Genomic DNA, 14,851 nt, shown 5'->3' with positions numbered 1-14,851 from the left:
GACGGGGCCGCCACGGGGCTCAATCGTCATCGTCGTCGCCGTGGTGCCGATGCCAGTGCTTGTAATAGTGCTTGCGCCACTTGCGATAGCGATCGTCGTCGTCATCGCCGTCATAGCCGTATCCGTAGCCCGGATAGGCGACGACGGCGGGCTGCGGCGCCACATAGACCGGCGCCGGTTCGACATAGACCGGCGCGACCGGCACGCCGATGCCGACCGACAGGTCCACATGCCCCGCCATTGCACTACCGGAAACGAGCAACGCCATGCTCCCGATCATCCCTGCCACCTGCCTCTTGTTCATGCTCCGGATCCCTGATGAGCCGGCCCGCCCGGCTCGCGCGATCAATGTAAGCGCGACGCGCGCACCGAGGTGATACGGGGTTGCGAGAGTCGTAACGCGACGTAACGAAACGACTTTGGCCGTTCGGCCTGATCGCGAAAATGCGCGGGAACGTCTATAGTGGGTTACGGTTCGACACAATCACGACTGCGCGCTTCCCTATCGAACAAGGTAGAATTCCGCCAAACGCCTTGTGGACGAACACGCCACACACACGCACAACATATTCTCTGACGCAGGCTCCTGCCGCACCTCAATGGCCAATCCCGCAGAATCCCATCCGCAAAACGACTTCATCAATTCGGCACGCAAGGAACGTAAGCGTGTTGAAATCTATCTCGTCAACGGCATTCGTCTGACGGGGTGTATCGAGTCGTTCGACCAGTATCTGGTGATGCTGCGCACCCCCGTGGGTCTGCAAGGCATCTACAAGCGTGCGATTTCCACGATCCAGCTCGACACCGGCGGCTCGCGCCCCGGCGGCGGCCCCCGCGGCCCGCGCACCGGCGGTCGCCCCGGCGGCCGTGAAGGCGGCGGTCACAGCCCGTACGGCTCGCACGGCGGCCCGCGCGAATCGCGCGGCGACGGCGGCTACGGCGCCCGCGAGCCGCGTGAAGGCTACGGTTCGCGCGAACCGCGCGAAGGCTACGGCGCACCGCGTGAACCGCGCGAGCCGCGTGAAAGCTACGGCGCGCCGCGCGACACCGGCGATGCATCCGGCAACGCCGCGCCGTCGGATTCCCGCGGTGGCAACGGGCCGGTCATCGTGACGCGCCGCCGGCGAATCGTGCCGGACGGCCAGTAAAAACAAAAAGGGCAAGCCAACCGGCTTGCCCTTTTCACTGGTACGGCCGATGCGGCGCGTGGCCGCACCGCCGTCACCGGGTTCAGCGGGCCGTCGTCGGCAGCCCCGCGTCGGCCTCGCGCTGCAGCGAACGCACCTGCTGCTGCAACGCCCGCAATTGCGACTGCAGCTGCGCCTGTTGCGCTTGCAGCGCCGCCGTTTCGCTCCGCACGCTCTTCTGGCGATCCGCCACCGCAGCCTGCTGCTGGCGCGCGATCGAGATGTCCGCCTGCAGCCGCCGCGCGCGCTCCTGCGTGACTTCGATCTGCTTGTCCATTTGCGCCTTCTGCGATTCCAGCTTCGCCGCTCGCAGTTCGTTGACGGCCAGCCGCTCCGCCTGATGCGAGAAATCGCGATAGATCGCTTCCGCGCGCGTTTCGTCGTAAGTCTTGATCACGCGCCAGAACGCCTTCTGCTGGAACAGCGCGACGAAATACGCACCGTCCTTGACGTTGAACAGCAGGCTCGCGCCGTAGCTGCCGTTGTAGCTCGTGCGCATTTCCGTCAGCGAATGCGCCTGGATCTGGCGTTGCAAATCGTCGACCGTGCTCGGCCCCGTCGTCTCGCCGGCCTGCGGCTGTATCGACGTCTGCGCCTGCGAATCGATCACCGGAATCGCGGCCACCGGCGCCGACGCCTGCTGCACCGCCGGCGAATCGCTGCCTGCCAGCCCCTGCGCGAACGCGCCTTGCATGCCTCCCATCATGGCGAGCAACACGCCTACCCGCCTCAACCCCGTCATATGGCTCATGAAATTTTATTCCCGCCCGAGTCGTTGTAATTCACCGCGATTTTATCTCATTAATTACTCGCTTTCGCGGGTCTCGGGCTCTTCGTCGAAGATCTGATATTTGCGCATTTTTTCCCACAATACCTTGCGGCTGATGCCGAGCTGCTGGGCCGTGTCCTGACGCCGCCAACCGTTTGCGTCGAGCGCCGCGATCACGCGGCTGCGCTCGTTCATGTCCCACTTGCTGCGATCGACGAACACCTCGGCCGCACTCTCCGCCGGCACCGGCTGGGCCGCGCTGCGTGCGTGCGCGATCAGCCGCTGCAGTCGCGCGGCATCCCAGCCGCCCGTCTGCCGCACCGTCACGCCGACGCGCTCGGCGAGGTTGCGCAATTCGCGCACGTTGCCGGGGAAATAGCTGTCCGCGACCGAATCCGTAAGCCAGTACGGCAGATCGGACAACTCGGCGAGCCGCTCCTCGCCGACCACCTGGGCAACGAACGACTTGAACAGCGCGATCTTGTCCACCGCGCCGCGCTCCTCCAGCGACGGGATGCTCAGCTCGATCACCGCGAGCCGGTAGTAGAGATCGGCGCGGAACAACCCTTCCTTGACGAGCTGCGGCAGCTTCTTGTTGCTCGCCGCGACCAGACGGAAATCGACCTTCACCGGCGCCGTCGCGCCGACCCGCAGCACCGCGCCGTCCTCGAGCACCCGCAGCAGCTTGACCTGCTGATACAGCGGCAGATCGCCGACTTCGTCGAGGAACAGCGTGCCGCCGGCCGCCTGCTCGAAATAGCCTTTATGCGCAACAACCGCGCCGGTGAACGATCCTTTCGCATGGCCGAAGAACAGCGATTCGAACAGGCCGTCCGGAATCGCGCCGCAGTTGACCGGCACGAATTCGCCGTGCCGATAGCGCGAATGCTTTTCGTGCAGCAGTTGCGCGATGCGCTCCTTGCCGACGCCGGTTTCGCCGTGCAGCAGGACGTTGGTGTCGCAGTCGGCGAACGTATCGACTTCGTGCAGCAGCGCCTGCATCGATTCGGAGTGCGCGACGAGTTCGGATGGCTGCAACGTTTCGGCCGCGTGCGCACGCAGTTGCGTGACGAGCTTGCCGATCATGCCGCGCAGTTCCGCGCACGTGAAGTCGAGCGGCAGGATGTGCGAATACTCGGGCGGGTACTGCGACGCGTCGTGGTCGCGCGCCGCGCCGACCCAGACCACCGGCATGCCGATGTTGGCCTGCCAGTCGCGCAGGAATGCCGCGCCGCCTTCGATCATCGTCACGCTGATGATCGCCAGCGACCGCCGCATCGCGGCGCGCTCGGGCGAGACCGCCGCGTTGTCGGCGCGGATCACTTCGACGTCGAAGCTCGCCATGCATCGGGCGACGCGGTCGACGATGTCCGCCTTGCCTTCCCAGACGTACAGGTCGAGCTCTTCGATTGCGGGCGTATTTCTCATCTGATCTGCTTCTTCAGTAAACCGTTTGGGCGACCCCGCAACTGAGCGAGATCTGATGGACCGTCGCCGCGCCGACCTGGACGCCGAGCAGATTCAGCAGCGGCACGAGGACTGCGTCAAGGCTCGACAGCACCGGGCCGAGCAGACTGGTCAGAAAACCGAGCAGCGTCGATACGAAGGAAGACGGTATCGGCAAACTGGTCAGGTCGGCCAAGCGGAGGTTGACAGTGATCGTCGCAGCCGCGAGTTGAGTCAGCGCCGAACTGAGCGCTGAGCCGAGCGCATTCGAATTCACGGTCCAATAGTTCGCGTCGATTCCCGGCACGCCATTGAACGTGTGCGATTGGGAAGCCCCCTGCACCTGCACGGATACGTTCGACATGGAGGCCGTCACCCGAACAAGCCCGAGCACCGCGTTCACGTCGATGATCTGCGCCGGCGACGCACAACTGTAATTCGACGACAGACTGATCTTGCCCGATGCATCGAGCGGCGGCTGACCGATGCACAGATTGGCCACGCCCGGTTGCGCCGTAATGACGACGGTACTCGCCTCCTGCGTGGACGCACATTGCGTCGAATTCAGCCATGCGGTACCGGTGCCGACTTGCAGGTAAATCGGAAGCTTGACATCGATCGATGCGATCTGATTCAGCAACGTTCCGAGTATCGGTAACTGCGCGGTGCCGAGAGCGACATTCAGATACACGCCCACTGCCGCCGTCGACGCCTTCGTACGCCACGTTCCCGTCGCCGGATCGATCCCGCCCTCGCCAACGCCGATCGACGGCGGGCTGATGATCTGCACCTGCAACTGCGTTCCCGTCAGCCCGCCGAGATTCAGCGACGGCACATTGACCGTGACCGCCGGCTTGCCCGTTGCCGCGATCTCCGCGCCGACCATCAGCAGGTCGAGCAGATCGACCTGTGCGTTGAGGGCCGCCTGCGTATCCGCGAGCGCGACGTTCAGCAACCCGCCCGCGCCGCCGAGACCGACCGACGTCCCCGGGACGTTGGCGTTCACGATCGCCTGCAGCGCGGCCACGCTCGCCTGCAGGCTTGCGTTCACGACGGACGTCTGCGAGGCCGCCTTCACCATCAACTGGATCAGTTGCGGCAGCGTGAGCTTCAGCGCGAGCAGTTGATCGACCGTGCCGACGCCCGCCGCCACGACGAGGTCGCCGACCGTCACGTTGGTGCACGCAAGCGCTTGATACGACGCGATGTTCAGGTTCAGGTTGGCGCCGAGCAGCGCGCCGATCAGCCCGTTGACGAGCCCCGGATTGCCGGACGTCGGCGCCGATCCGCCCGAGCAGCCAACCCCGCCGAGCGCGGCAAGGGTCGCGCCCACCGAGAACGTATCGATGTTCGTCGAACGCGCGGTCGATACCGCGGACACCGTCTGCGGCGGTCCGACGAAGAAGAACGGCACCTGGCGCGTGACGACCACCTTGGCGGCGTTCAACTGCGTGGTCCCGGATGTCGCGGCGGCGTAGTAGCTGGGTGCCGGATTCGCAGACGTGTCCCAGCGGCCGCATTCGATGCTGATCGTGTCGCCGTTCGACGCATTGAGCCCGTTCGATTGCGCATTGCTGGTCGCGGTGGCAGTCGGCTGCGAACAGGCATCGTCCATCCGCTGCACGGCCGCGAGCGCAGCCATGTCGGCAATTCGCTGCACGTCTCGACGCTGGTAAAAGAGATTACCGACGCCAATGGCGCCAAGCGTGGTGACGGCGATCAGCATCGCGATGATCGCCATCACCGAGAACGCGCCGCGCTGTCGTGACGCGCGGCGGATCGTGCCGCCACTGTGCCGGGTAGTCACCGTTTTGCTCCGTCAGCGCGCGAGATCGCCGCCGGACAGCCCGCCGCTGCCGCTGCCGCCGCTGCTGCCGCCGCCCGACGCCGACATCGTGCCGAACCACTGCGGAATCGGCGTCTTGAACGAGTCGATATAGCGCTGATACGCATACGTCCCGGCCGTGCCGTCGATCGGTTGCGGCGTAGCGGCCGCCCGATTCGAGCGCTGCAGGTCGAGCAGCGCGCTGGTCGCGTGACCGATTTCAGACGCCGGCGTGTCGCTTTGCGCATGCGCGACGCCCGCGCCCAGCGAGCACGCGAACGCGATGCCCACGACCCGCACGCGGATTGAGGAAAGGTGAAACATGATGGCCTCCGTGAATATCGTCGTTATCGCGCGAAACGCTGCAGCAGCGGCACGGCAAGATCGAAATTGTCGCTGCTCGCCACCGACGGCACGGACACGCTGGCCGGCGCATAGGCGATGGCGCGCTGCTTCGCGCGCATCGCCGCCGCAACCTTCGTCTCGTCGTCACGAATCTGGCCGCGCACCGCGGGCGACAGCTTCTGCTGATCCATCAGCCGCCGCGCATCTTTCGCATGGCCGGTCGCGAGCAGATACAGCACGAAGTTGCTGAGGATCTTCGGGTTCTTCTGCTCGAGTTCGGCCGCCTTCAGCAGCGGCACGCGCGCCCCCGCCAGATCGCCTTCACGCATCTTCGAATACGCGAGGTCGGACAACGTCGCCGCATCGGTCGGCGCAAGTACCGTCGCCTGTTCGAGCTGCTGCGCGGCCAGCGCGAAATCGCCGCGGGCGCCGGCGGTCAGCCCCAGCCCGCGATAGCCGCGCGCAGCGAGCGGCGTCGTCAGCAACTTGGTATAAGCGGCCACGCCGGCGTCGTACTGGCCGGTCGCGCGCAAAGCGTCGGCACGCAGCAGGATCGTGTCGGGCGATGCACCATATTGCTTCTCGTACTGATCGATGTGCGCGAGCGACGCAAAATACAGCCCCTGCCCCTGCATCCGCTCGATCAGGCCCAGATACATGCCCGGCGTATCGGGCGGCGCATTCTTGTCGGCGGCGGCCTGCATCAGCGCGCCGCGTTCGGCCTGCGCGCCGATTCCGTATCCGGATTCCTTGAACATCGCGCACCCGCTGGCGAGCAACGCGCACGCCGTCGCGCCTGCGAGCGTGCGAACCCAACCCAATCGATTCATCTCGTGTCGCTCCTTCCCCTCATGCCGCATCAATGCTGAATCGCAGCAAGCGCGGACAGCACGGTCATGATCCCCGGCCCCGCGGTCACGATCAACAGTGCCGGCAACAGCGTGACGATCATCACGCCGGTCATCTTCACCGTCAGGCGACCGATCTGTTCGCGCAGCGTCGCGCGACGCCCTTCGCGCAGACGGTCACCGAATTGTTTCAGCGGCTCTTGCACCGCGCCGCCATGCTTGTCGACCTGAATCAGCAAGCGCACGATCGCGCGCAAATCCTCGTTGTCGAAACTGTTCGTCAGGCGTTGCAGCGATTGCTCGCGCGTGCGCCCGGCCGCGAACTGCCGCTGCGCGACGCCGAGTTCCCACGACAGCACCGGCAGCATCGTCTGAAAATCGTGCGTAACGACCTGGATGCTCTGGTCGAGCGACAGGCCGACGCCCTGCAGCAGCCGCAACATGTCGACGAGCAGCGGCAGTTCGGCCGCGATGCTCTGCCGGCGCGCGGTGGCGCGCCGGCGCACATAGATCTTCGGCAGCATGTAGCCGGTCACGAGCGCGACGGATATCCACAGCGGCCAGCGCGCCTGTTGCCCGCGGCCGATCAGTACCAGCACCGCGAGCGCCGGCAGCAGGATCGCGCAGACGATGCGAGCGCCGACGAACAGCGCTCTGGCACGCACGTCGACGAAACCGCACTGTTCGAGCAGTTGGCGATCTTCGTCGGCGATCAGATATCTGCTGAAGCCGGTATCGAGCCACCGCATCCCGACGTCTTCGAAACGTTCGCGCAGCCCCGCGAAACGGACACGCGGCGCGGGCGGTGTCACCGCCTCGCGTGCCGCTTCGGCGGAGCCGGCGCGCGCGGCAGCCGCTTCGACTGCGGCGGCCCGGCGGTCGAGCGCATGCGCCAGCGCGCGCTCGGCACGCTGCACGAGCACGACGCGGACGATCGCGAGCGCGGCAAGCAGCAGCACGCCGATCGATCCGAGCACCAGCGCCAGCGCGCCTAAACGGTTTGCATCCATCGATTCACCTCAGCCGCGCGAGCCGGAACAGCCAGAGACCGCCGATCGCCTGCAGCGCGAACGCCAGGTAAATCAGCTGACGTCCGTTATCGTCGCTCCACATCGCCGTGAAGTAGCGTGGGCTCGTCGCGATGACGAAGCTGCCGACCGCGATCGGCAACAGCGCCAGCACCCACGCCGACAGCCGGGTCTCGGCCGACATCGCGGACAGTTCGCGTTCCGCCTGCTCGAGATCGCGCATGAAGGTCGACATCCGGTCGAGCATCACGTCCGCCCGTCCGCCGTAGCGGACCGACAGACGCAGCACCGCCCCGACCAGTTCGAATTCGCGGATACGGTAGGTGTGCGCGATGTGCAGCATCGCGCGGTCGATCTCGACGCCGGAGCGCAGCATCTGCGACACGTCGTCGAGGCAGCGGCGCAGCGGCATCTCGGCCGTCTGCAGCGCCGACTGGAACGCCGCCGGCACGCTGTTCCCGAGCGTCACGAGCCGCACGATCCCGTCGAGAAACGACGGCAACTGACGGACGATCTTCAGGCGGCGCCGGCTGATGCGCGACGTGACCCACAGAACGACGAGCACACTGCCCGCCACGGCCGCCGCCGCCGCGGCGAGCGCGCCGCCGGCCATGCCGGCCCACAACGCGAGCAGCACGATGACTGCAACCACCATCACGAGCCCGGTGCGCACTTCATCGAGGCCCGCGCGGTCGGACAGCACGGTCCACGCGTCGAGCACCGACGCGCGCCAGCGCGCGAGCCCTTGTTCGACTGCCTGCGCGTTCGCCGTACCGGCCGCCGGGGCGCGTGCGGGGCGCGTATCGCCAGTCGGGGGAGCGGAACGCGCGCCCTGTCCCACGCGGCTGTCGAAGAACCGCTGCGTATGCGCACGCCCTTCACGCACCTGACTTCCGCGCCACAGCAGCAATCCGGCCGCCGCGCAGATCAGCGCGAACATCAGCGCGAGCAAGGTGGCGCTAGACATTGAAGCCCCCGCCTCGCCCGAAGTTGCCACCGAACCCGCCGCCGCCCGCGGACACCAGCGTGCTGCGGAAACGTGCCAGCTTCGGCGAATGCGGATGAATGCCGAGCGACTCCCAATGATCGATCTCTTCGCCCTCCGGCGTGACGCGCGCCTCGTAGCGATACAGCTCCTGCGTCGACACGACGTTGTCCGACATGCCGGTGACTTCGGTGATCGACAGGATGCGGCGGCGGCCGTTGGACAGCCGGCCGATCTGCACGATGAAGTCGATCGCGTTGGCGATCTGCCGCCGCAGGCTTGCTTCGGTGCCCTGAAAACCGGCGAAGCCGGCCAGCATCTCGAGCCGGTACAGGCATTCGCGCGGCGAGCTGGCGTGCACGGTACCCATCGATCCGTCGTGGCCGGTATTCATCGCCTGCAGCATTTCGAGCACTTCGCCGCCGCGCACTTCGCCGACGATGATCCGGTCCGGCCGCATCCGCAGCGTGTTTCGCAGCAGGTCGCGAATCGTCACCACGCCGCTGCCGTCGAACCCGCCGGGACGGCTCTCGAGCCGCACGACGTGCGGGTGATTCAACGACAGTTCGGCCGTATCCTCGATCGTCACGACGCGTTCGGCCATCGGGATGTGAAACGCCAGCGCGTTGAGCAGCGACGTCTTGCCCGAACTGGTGCCGCCCGACACGAGGACGTTGCAGCGCGCATCGACCGCGGCTTCGAGCAGCCGGCCGATTTCCTCGTTGTAGGTGCCGTTGCCCAGCAGGTCCTCGGGCTTCAACGGGTCCTTGCGAAATTTCCGGATCGATACGACCGGCCCGTCGATCGACAGCGGTTCGATCACGACGTTGACCCGCCCGCCGTCGGGCAGCCGCGCATCGACCATCGGGTTCGATTCGTCGAGCCGCCGGCCAACCGGTGCGAGAATCCGTCGCACGATCCGCAGCAGATGCGCGTTGTCGGTAAAGCGGATCGGCAGCTTCGACAGGATCCCGTGGCGCGACACGTAGATGTCGTTGTAGCCGTTGATCAGGATGTCCTCGACGTGCGGGTCGGCCAACAGGTCTTCGATCGGCCCGAAGCCGGCGAGCTCCTTCGTCAGCGCCTCGGCCACCGCGCGCACCTCGCTCTCGTTGAGCGGGATGCGCCGTAGCCGCACGAAGCTGTCGATTTCGAGATCGACGAACTGGTTGATCGCCTGTCGCGACCAACGGCCGAATTCGGCACCCAGCTCCTCGATCCGCGTGAGCAGATGCTCGTGCGCGGCATTCTTGATGTCGTGGAACTGTTGCGTTTGCGAGAACGGCGCTGCGCCGTCGGCAAATTGAATGTCGTGTGCCATCGCTTACGACCGCTTCGTTGAGGATTGAATGATGCGCCTGAGCGCCGAGAGGCCGCCGGCCGCACGCGGGGTCGCTCCGGGCGCCGGCGCGCCCGCGAGGCGCTCGACCAGCGGCCCGAGCGCACGGACGTACGGATCGCGTTCCGCGACCTCGGCGATCAGCTTGCCCTGGTTCGCCGCATGCCCGATCGACACGCGCCGCGACGGCAGCGTCGCAACCAGCGACAGTTCGAGCCGTTCGGCGATCTGCGCGGGCATCAAGCCGAGCTCGGCGTCGAACTGGTTGACGACGAGCCGGATCCGGTCGGTCGCGGCACCGGCCTCGCGCAACCCGTCCAGCATCTCGACGGCAGACACGACCGACGCCACGCCCTGGTCGCAAACCAGCCATGCTTCGTCCGCCAGGTTCACGACCTGCGCGATGAATTCGCGATTCGGAAAGCCGCCGAGATCGACGATCTGGTGATCGAAGAACGCCCGCAGCCGGTTCAGCAGCGCCGCACACGACGCCGTCGCCACGTCGCGCAGCTCGGCGAGATTCGGCGGCAGCGTCGTCAGGGCGACGCCGCTCGAGTGGCGCGCGAGCGCAGTCGTCACGAACGTGCGGTCGATCCGGCGCAGGTTGCGCACCGCCTCGACGAAATGAAATTCGCAGCGCGTGTTCAGGAACAGCGCGCCGTCGCCGGCCGGCAGCCCGAGATCGAGGAGCGCCGCCGTGTGCGCGGGGGCGGCCGGCCGGCGCTGCATCAGCACCGACAGGTTCGCGGCGAGCGTGCTCACCCCCATCCCGGCGCGCGCACCGAGCAATGCGGTGACCTTCCCATGGCGATTCGCCGGCTCGCCGACGTTGTCGAGCAACACCCGCGTGATCCGCAGCGCTTCGTCGGCCGGTGCGGAAAAATCGACGAAATCGCGCACCCCCGCGCGCAGCGCGGCGAGTGCGCCTTCGGGTTGCGCGAGCGAGCCCAGTGCGACGACCGGCACGCCCGGATGCGCCGCGCGTACCGCGGATACCACCGTGCTTGCAGCCGCGCAATCACCGGAAAAATCGATGAATACCAGCGCCGGATTCAACACGCCGATACGCTGCGACAGCGCGGCGCCGTCGAGCGGTACCCCTTCGACCGCGCCGGCGGACACCAGCGATTGCGACAGCCAATGCACATGCTCGGCAAGAGAGGATGCGCAGACGAAGTGGTCGGTGACGGCGGGCTCAGCCAAGGAATAGGTTCTCGCATTCATCTTGAATACTCCCAATGAAGCAAGGCATCGCGTCATGCGCGACGGCCTGCGCGGTCCGGTAACGATTCGGCGCGCTCATTTCGAGAACCCCGGCCCTGCGTCCGGCGATGCCATGCCGCCCAGGTACGAACGCCACACCGGACCGTCGCGCTGCTCGGACAGCTCCCCCGGCGTCGCCGGCAGCGGTGCGCCCTGCGCGATCGGTGCAACGAGATGCGGCGTCACGATGATCACGAGCTCCTTGTCGTTCTGCTGGTAGCTCAGATTCTTGAAAAACGCGCCGATGATCGGCAGATCGCCCAGGAACGGCACCTTGTTGACGTTGGACGTGGTCTCGCGGTCGATCAAGCCGCCGATCACGAAGCTTTCGCCGTCGCCGAGCTCGACCGTCGTGTCCGCACGCCGCGTCGTCAACGCGGGCACCTGCACGCCGTTGATCGTGATCGAATGCACGAAGTCGAGCTGGCTCGATTCGGGCGCGACCTTCAGCGCGATCCGCCGCGGATTCAGCACGGTCGGCGTAACCGTCAGCCCGACGCCGTAGGGTTTCCACTCGATCGAGATCGTGCCGAGCGATTGCGGCACCGGCACCGGAATTTCGCCGCCCGCGAGGAAATTCGCGCTCTGGCCGGACAACGCGACGAGCGTCGGCTGCGCGAGTACTCGGGCCAGGTTATTCGCCTCGAGAATCGACAGGTCGGCGAACAACCCGCGGGACATGGAATGGATGACGAGGTTGAACGCCGACGAAATCGGCACGTTCGTGTTGTAGGTGAGCGAGCTGTTCGGCGAGCCGGTAATCGACGTCAGCCCCGTCGGCGCGAAGGCCCCGAACGCAAAGCCGTTGCTCTGCTTGAAGAAATTGAGCCCCGCCTGCTTCAGCACCGAGCGGCTGAATTCGACGACCCGCACGTCGACCTGCACGACATTCTTGCCAGAGATCGTCGACGCATCCAGCGTCGTCCCGTCCTTGCCGCCGACCGTCTTCGCCGCATGCACGGCCCGCTGATGGCCGTCGAGCGTTCCGGACGTACCGCCGATCACCGTCGTGCCGCCGTACGTATTCACGCTCGGCGACGCGCCGTCGAGGAGTGCCCGCGCCGCCCCGCTCGTGACGTTCACGTTATAGACGGTCGGCTCGTCGCGGCCGCGCTCCCAGATCATCACGTTCGTCGCGCCGGCATTCTTCGCCACCAGCAGCACGCCGCCGCGCCCGCCCTTGACGACGACCACGTCGGCCACCGACGGATCGCCGACCGCAACCCGCTGCAGCGCACGCCCCGTCGCAAGCTGCCGTTGCGCGCCGATTGCAAGGCTGATCGTCCCGCTCGTGTCGGCCGCGTCCGACAGCGGCGGCATCGCCAGCGCGCTCAATGCAATAGCCAAACCAATCAGTTTCTTTTTCATTGTTTGCCGTCTTCGTCCCACTCAATAAGCGACCGTTTCGGTCCGCCCACCCCGAATCACTTCGATGCCGCCACCGCTCGGACGCCGTGCGACCACCCGCGGCGCCACACGCGGAGCCGGCGCCGTCGCACTCTTCGACAACTCGCCCAGCACCATGCCGGCAGCGGCAACCGCCGACGGGCTCTTGTCGTCGCCGACGCGAACCGCGACGGTTTGCGCCGCGACATCGTCGTCGCGTGGGTTACGCAGCGCGAGCAGGAGTCGACCGCTCTGCTCGGCGAGCGTCAGCGCGTCGACCTGTGCGGTGGGCACGGCCAGCACCGCGGTCCGCGTCCCGACCACCGAGCCGTTCGAACTGTCTCGCTCGGTCGTTGCATCGCCGAACGACAGCACACGAACCTTCGACATCAGCAGCCGCGCCTGAGTATTCACGATCTCCGCCGTCGACGTCCCGCCGATCGCCACGCCGGTCCCGTCGCGCTTCAGATTCACGAACACGTCGACATAGTTGCCGGGGCGCACGCGATTGCCGACCGCGTTGGTCTCGTCGACCTTGATCGCGACGGCGCGCTCTCCCGGTGCGATCTGCTCGGCGAGACCGGACGACAATGCGCTCGCGACGACGGCCGCATGGGCGGGAATGTCGGCTGCCGGGGTGCGACCGACCAGTTGCAGCGGATCGGCGAACGCCCCCTGGGGCGCGGCGGTCGACTGCTGGACCTTCAGCGCATCGGCCGGAATCGGTTGGCCGGCTTGCAACGGCCGAGTCGTCACGACGACCGGCACGCTCTGCGTGGCGACCGTCGAGGCAACCGGCGCGACATCGGCCGGCTTGCGACCGAGCATCCATGCATAGACGCCGAGCAGAATCGCGATCGCGATCAGCAAACCCGCAATGATCTTCGTCAGATTGTTGGCCATGGTGTTGTTATGCTTCCCCGCTACTCACGATTGAATTCTCCACGCAACGTTGCCGACCGGGCGCCCTCGACCCGGCACGACGCCGCAGCTGCCGTCTATATGATGTTGACCGGGCTGATCTGCACCATCGCGGTTCCGGTGAGTGTCGATGGCACCGGCAACAGCGAACCGAGCAGCGGGAACGCCGGAATCAGGGGACTCTGCGAGTAGGGGTAGGTCAGCGTGATCTGCACGCACAGCATCGTCGGGTCGTACGAACAATTGCCTTGCTGCGTGGGCGAGCATGTCGACCCTTTCAGCCACGTGGTCAGGTTCGTCGCGGCCGTGCATGCGGCCTGGGCTCGCGCCGCCAACGCGGCTTGCTGCGCTGCCTGCACCGACGCGGCCGCACCGACCTGCTGATAGTTCAGCGCGGCGCGAGCGCCTTCCGTTGCGGCAAGCGTCAGGTTCTGCTGGGCCGCGAAGATCATCCCGTACGTGATGATCGCGTACAGGATCAGGAAGAACACGGGCAACATCAGCGCAAATTCGATCGCCGTCGCACCGCGCTCGCGACGTCGCATGCCGGGTACCGGACAAACGGCCGTCATTGCATCCCCCCGGTCGCGATCCGGTACAGGCACCACAGCGCCGCGGGAATCACGAGGAACGCGGCATACGGCGACGCCCGAAAACCGGCGATCTGCATCGTCGGCGAACGCCGCTGCCACAACGCCGACACGGGCGTACGGGTGGCGAATATCAGCGTGCCGGCATGCGCGAATGCCAGCAGGCTCGCAATGATCCAGAGCCACAGCAGCGCATGCGGGCCGCACCACGCGCCCAGCACCGCGAATACTTTTACATCCGCGGCACCCATTACGCGCAGCACAAAAAAGGGAAAGAGGCTCAGAAAACCGACCAGTACGCCAATGAGCGCCTGATTCACGGATATGCCGAACGGATTATGTCCGGCGAGCACAAATGCAGACACGAATCCACCGATCACCAGTGAATTCGGTATACGCCTATGACGGATGTCCTCGAGCGCGACGAGCATCGCCCACGCGAGGAAAACCCCGACGCCAGTGAGCAGGACCATTTACACCCCGAACGGCAAAACTTACCGCGCGGATTGCCGAAGCAATCCGCGCCCCTGACACAGGGAAATGAGCAAAGCTCGTTCGTTATGCCGCCGGCAGTTTGCTGGCGATGTAGGTGAACGCATTCGAGATGCCACCCGTCAACGTGCTCATGGCACTGACGAGAGCGACGGCGATGAGTCCGGCGATGAGTCCGTACTCGACTGCGGTAACCCCGTCTTCTTCCTTAAGGAAACGCTTGATGATTGCTTTCATTTTATTCCTCGTGCCTGTATTTACGTTTTCTGGCCTTTTATACGTATACGTCCCCGCATATCTGGCCGTTTGCCCCAGCCGTTCGCCACATCTGCTGTAACGACAACCGGGTGCGCTTTCTTTATAGGTCGCCCCGAAGGGCATTGCTCACGATTTGATGCAAGTTAACATTCGCGATAGTGCCCCTCCT

Annotated in this window: 16 protein-coding genes; 1 reads left to right on the top strand and 15 read right to left on the bottom strand. The window is 65.9% G+C overall.

Features of this window, described 5'->3' with window-relative positions:
- Positions 1–19: 19 nt before the first annotated feature.
- On the bottom strand, positions 20–304 hold the full coding sequence (locus tag WT53_RS15305) for a PXPV repeat protein (protein ID WP_034207146.1): 285 nt from the start codon (positions 302–304) through the stop codon (positions 20–22).
- A 295-nt stretch (positions 305–599) separates the two neighbouring features.
- Here WT53_RS15305 and hfq point away from each other — a divergent pair, with 295 nt between their 5' ends.
- Positions 600–1,148 (top strand): RNA chaperone Hfq, encoded by a 549-nt coding sequence (gene hfq / locus WT53_RS15300; protein WP_059785501.1) that lies wholly within the window; start codon positions 600–602, stop codon positions 1,146–1,148.
- 82 nt (positions 1,149–1,230) lie between these two features.
- Here hfq and WT53_RS15295 read toward each other — a convergent pair whose 3' ends face one another.
- The 14 genes from WT53_RS15295 to WT53_RS15230 all read right to left on the bottom strand — a co-directional run bounded on the left by WT53_RS15295 (position 1,231) and on the right by WT53_RS15230 (position 14,661).
- Positions 1,231–1,938: a DUF2968 domain-containing protein gene (locus WT53_RS15295; RefSeq protein WP_034207144.1), complete on the bottom strand. Its 708-nt coding sequence runs from the start codon at positions 1,936–1,938 to the stop codon at positions 1,231–1,233.
- 54 nt (positions 1,939–1,992) lie between these two features.
- Positions 1,993–3,384 carry a sigma 54-interacting transcriptional regulator gene (locus WT53_RS15290; protein WP_034207143.1) on the bottom strand — a complete coding sequence of 464 codons (1,392 nt, stop codon included), beginning with the start codon at positions 3,382–3,384 and terminating at the stop codon, positions 1,993–1,995.
- Positions 3,385–3,397: 13 nt separating this feature from the next.
- Positions 3,398–5,209: a TadG family pilus assembly protein gene (locus WT53_RS15285; protein ID WP_034207142.1), complete on the bottom strand. Its 1,812-nt coding sequence runs from the start codon at positions 5,207–5,209 to the stop codon at positions 3,398–3,400.
- Between the two features lie 12 nt (positions 5,210–5,221).
- Complete coding sequence (locus tag WT53_RS15280; RefSeq protein ID WP_034207141.1) at positions 5,222–5,551, bottom strand: DUF3613 domain-containing protein; 330 nt, start codon at positions 5,549–5,551, stop codon at positions 5,222–5,224.
- A 23-nt stretch (positions 5,552–5,574) separates the two neighbouring features.
- The gene (locus tag WT53_RS15275) at positions 5,575–6,402 is read right to left on the bottom strand and encodes a pilus assembly protein (RefSeq protein ID WP_034207140.1); all 828 of its coding nucleotides are present in this window, start codon (positions 6,400–6,402) and stop codon (positions 5,575–5,577) included.
- 29 nt (positions 6,403–6,431) lie between these two features.
- A complete protein-coding gene (locus WT53_RS15270) occupies positions 6,432–7,430 on the bottom strand; it encodes a type II secretion system F family protein (RefSeq protein ID WP_034207139.1) in 999 nt (332 codons plus the stop codon).
- 4 nt (positions 7,431–7,434) lie between these two features.
- Positions 7,435–8,415: a type II secretion system F family protein gene (locus WT53_RS15265; protein WP_060260425.1), complete on the bottom strand. Its 981-nt coding sequence runs from the start codon at positions 8,413–8,415 to the stop codon at positions 7,435–7,437.
- Entirely contained in the window at positions 8,408–9,754 is a 1,347-nt protein-coding gene (locus tag WT53_RS15260; RefSeq protein WP_034207137.1) for a CpaF family protein, read from the bottom strand. The genes WT53_RS15265 and WT53_RS15260 overlap by 8 nt, the downstream gene beginning before the upstream one ends.
- A 3-nt stretch (positions 9,755–9,757) precedes the next feature.
- Positions 9,758–10,996 carry a fimbrial protein gene (locus tag WT53_RS15255; RefSeq protein WP_034207136.1) on the bottom strand — a complete coding sequence of 413 codons (1,239 nt, stop codon included), beginning with the start codon at positions 10,994–10,996 and terminating at the stop codon, positions 9,758–9,760.
- Between the two features lie 75 nt (positions 10,997–11,071).
- Positions 11,072–12,403 carry a type II and III secretion system protein family protein gene (locus tag WT53_RS15250; protein WP_034207135.1) on the bottom strand — a complete coding sequence of 444 codons (1,332 nt, stop codon included), beginning with the start codon at positions 12,401–12,403 and terminating at the stop codon, positions 11,072–11,074.
- Positions 12,404–12,424: 21 nt separating this feature from the next.
- A complete protein-coding gene (gene cpaB, locus WT53_RS15245; protein ID WP_034207134.1) occupies positions 12,425–13,324 on the bottom strand; it encodes a Flp pilus assembly protein CpaB in 900 nt (299 codons plus the stop codon).
- A gap of 95 nt (positions 13,325–13,419) precedes the next feature.
- Complete coding sequence (locus tag WT53_RS15240) at positions 13,420–13,914, bottom strand: TadE/TadG family type IV pilus assembly protein (protein WP_034207133.1); 495 nt, start codon at positions 13,912–13,914, stop codon at positions 13,420–13,422.
- Positions 13,911–14,405, bottom strand: a complete 495-nt coding sequence (locus tag WT53_RS15235) for a prepilin peptidase (protein WP_034207132.1) — start codon at positions 14,403–14,405, stop codon at positions 13,911–13,913. The genes WT53_RS15240 and WT53_RS15235 overlap by 4 nt, the downstream gene beginning before the upstream one ends.
- 85 nt (positions 14,406–14,490) lie before the next feature.
- Positions 14,491–14,661 carry a Flp family type IVb pilin gene (locus WT53_RS15230; RefSeq protein WP_034207131.1) on the bottom strand — a complete coding sequence of 57 codons (171 nt, stop codon included), beginning with the start codon at positions 14,659–14,661 and terminating at the stop codon, positions 14,491–14,493.
- Between the last annotated feature and the right edge of the window lie 190 nt (positions 14,662–14,851).

The organism is Burkholderia sp. MSMB2157WGS, from assembly GCF_001532755.1.
GTDB lineage: Bacteria > Pseudomonadota > Gammaproteobacteria > Burkholderiales > Burkholderiaceae > Burkholderia.
Note: the sequence above shows the minus strand (reverse complement) of the source record. Positions and strands in the feature narration are given on the sequence as shown.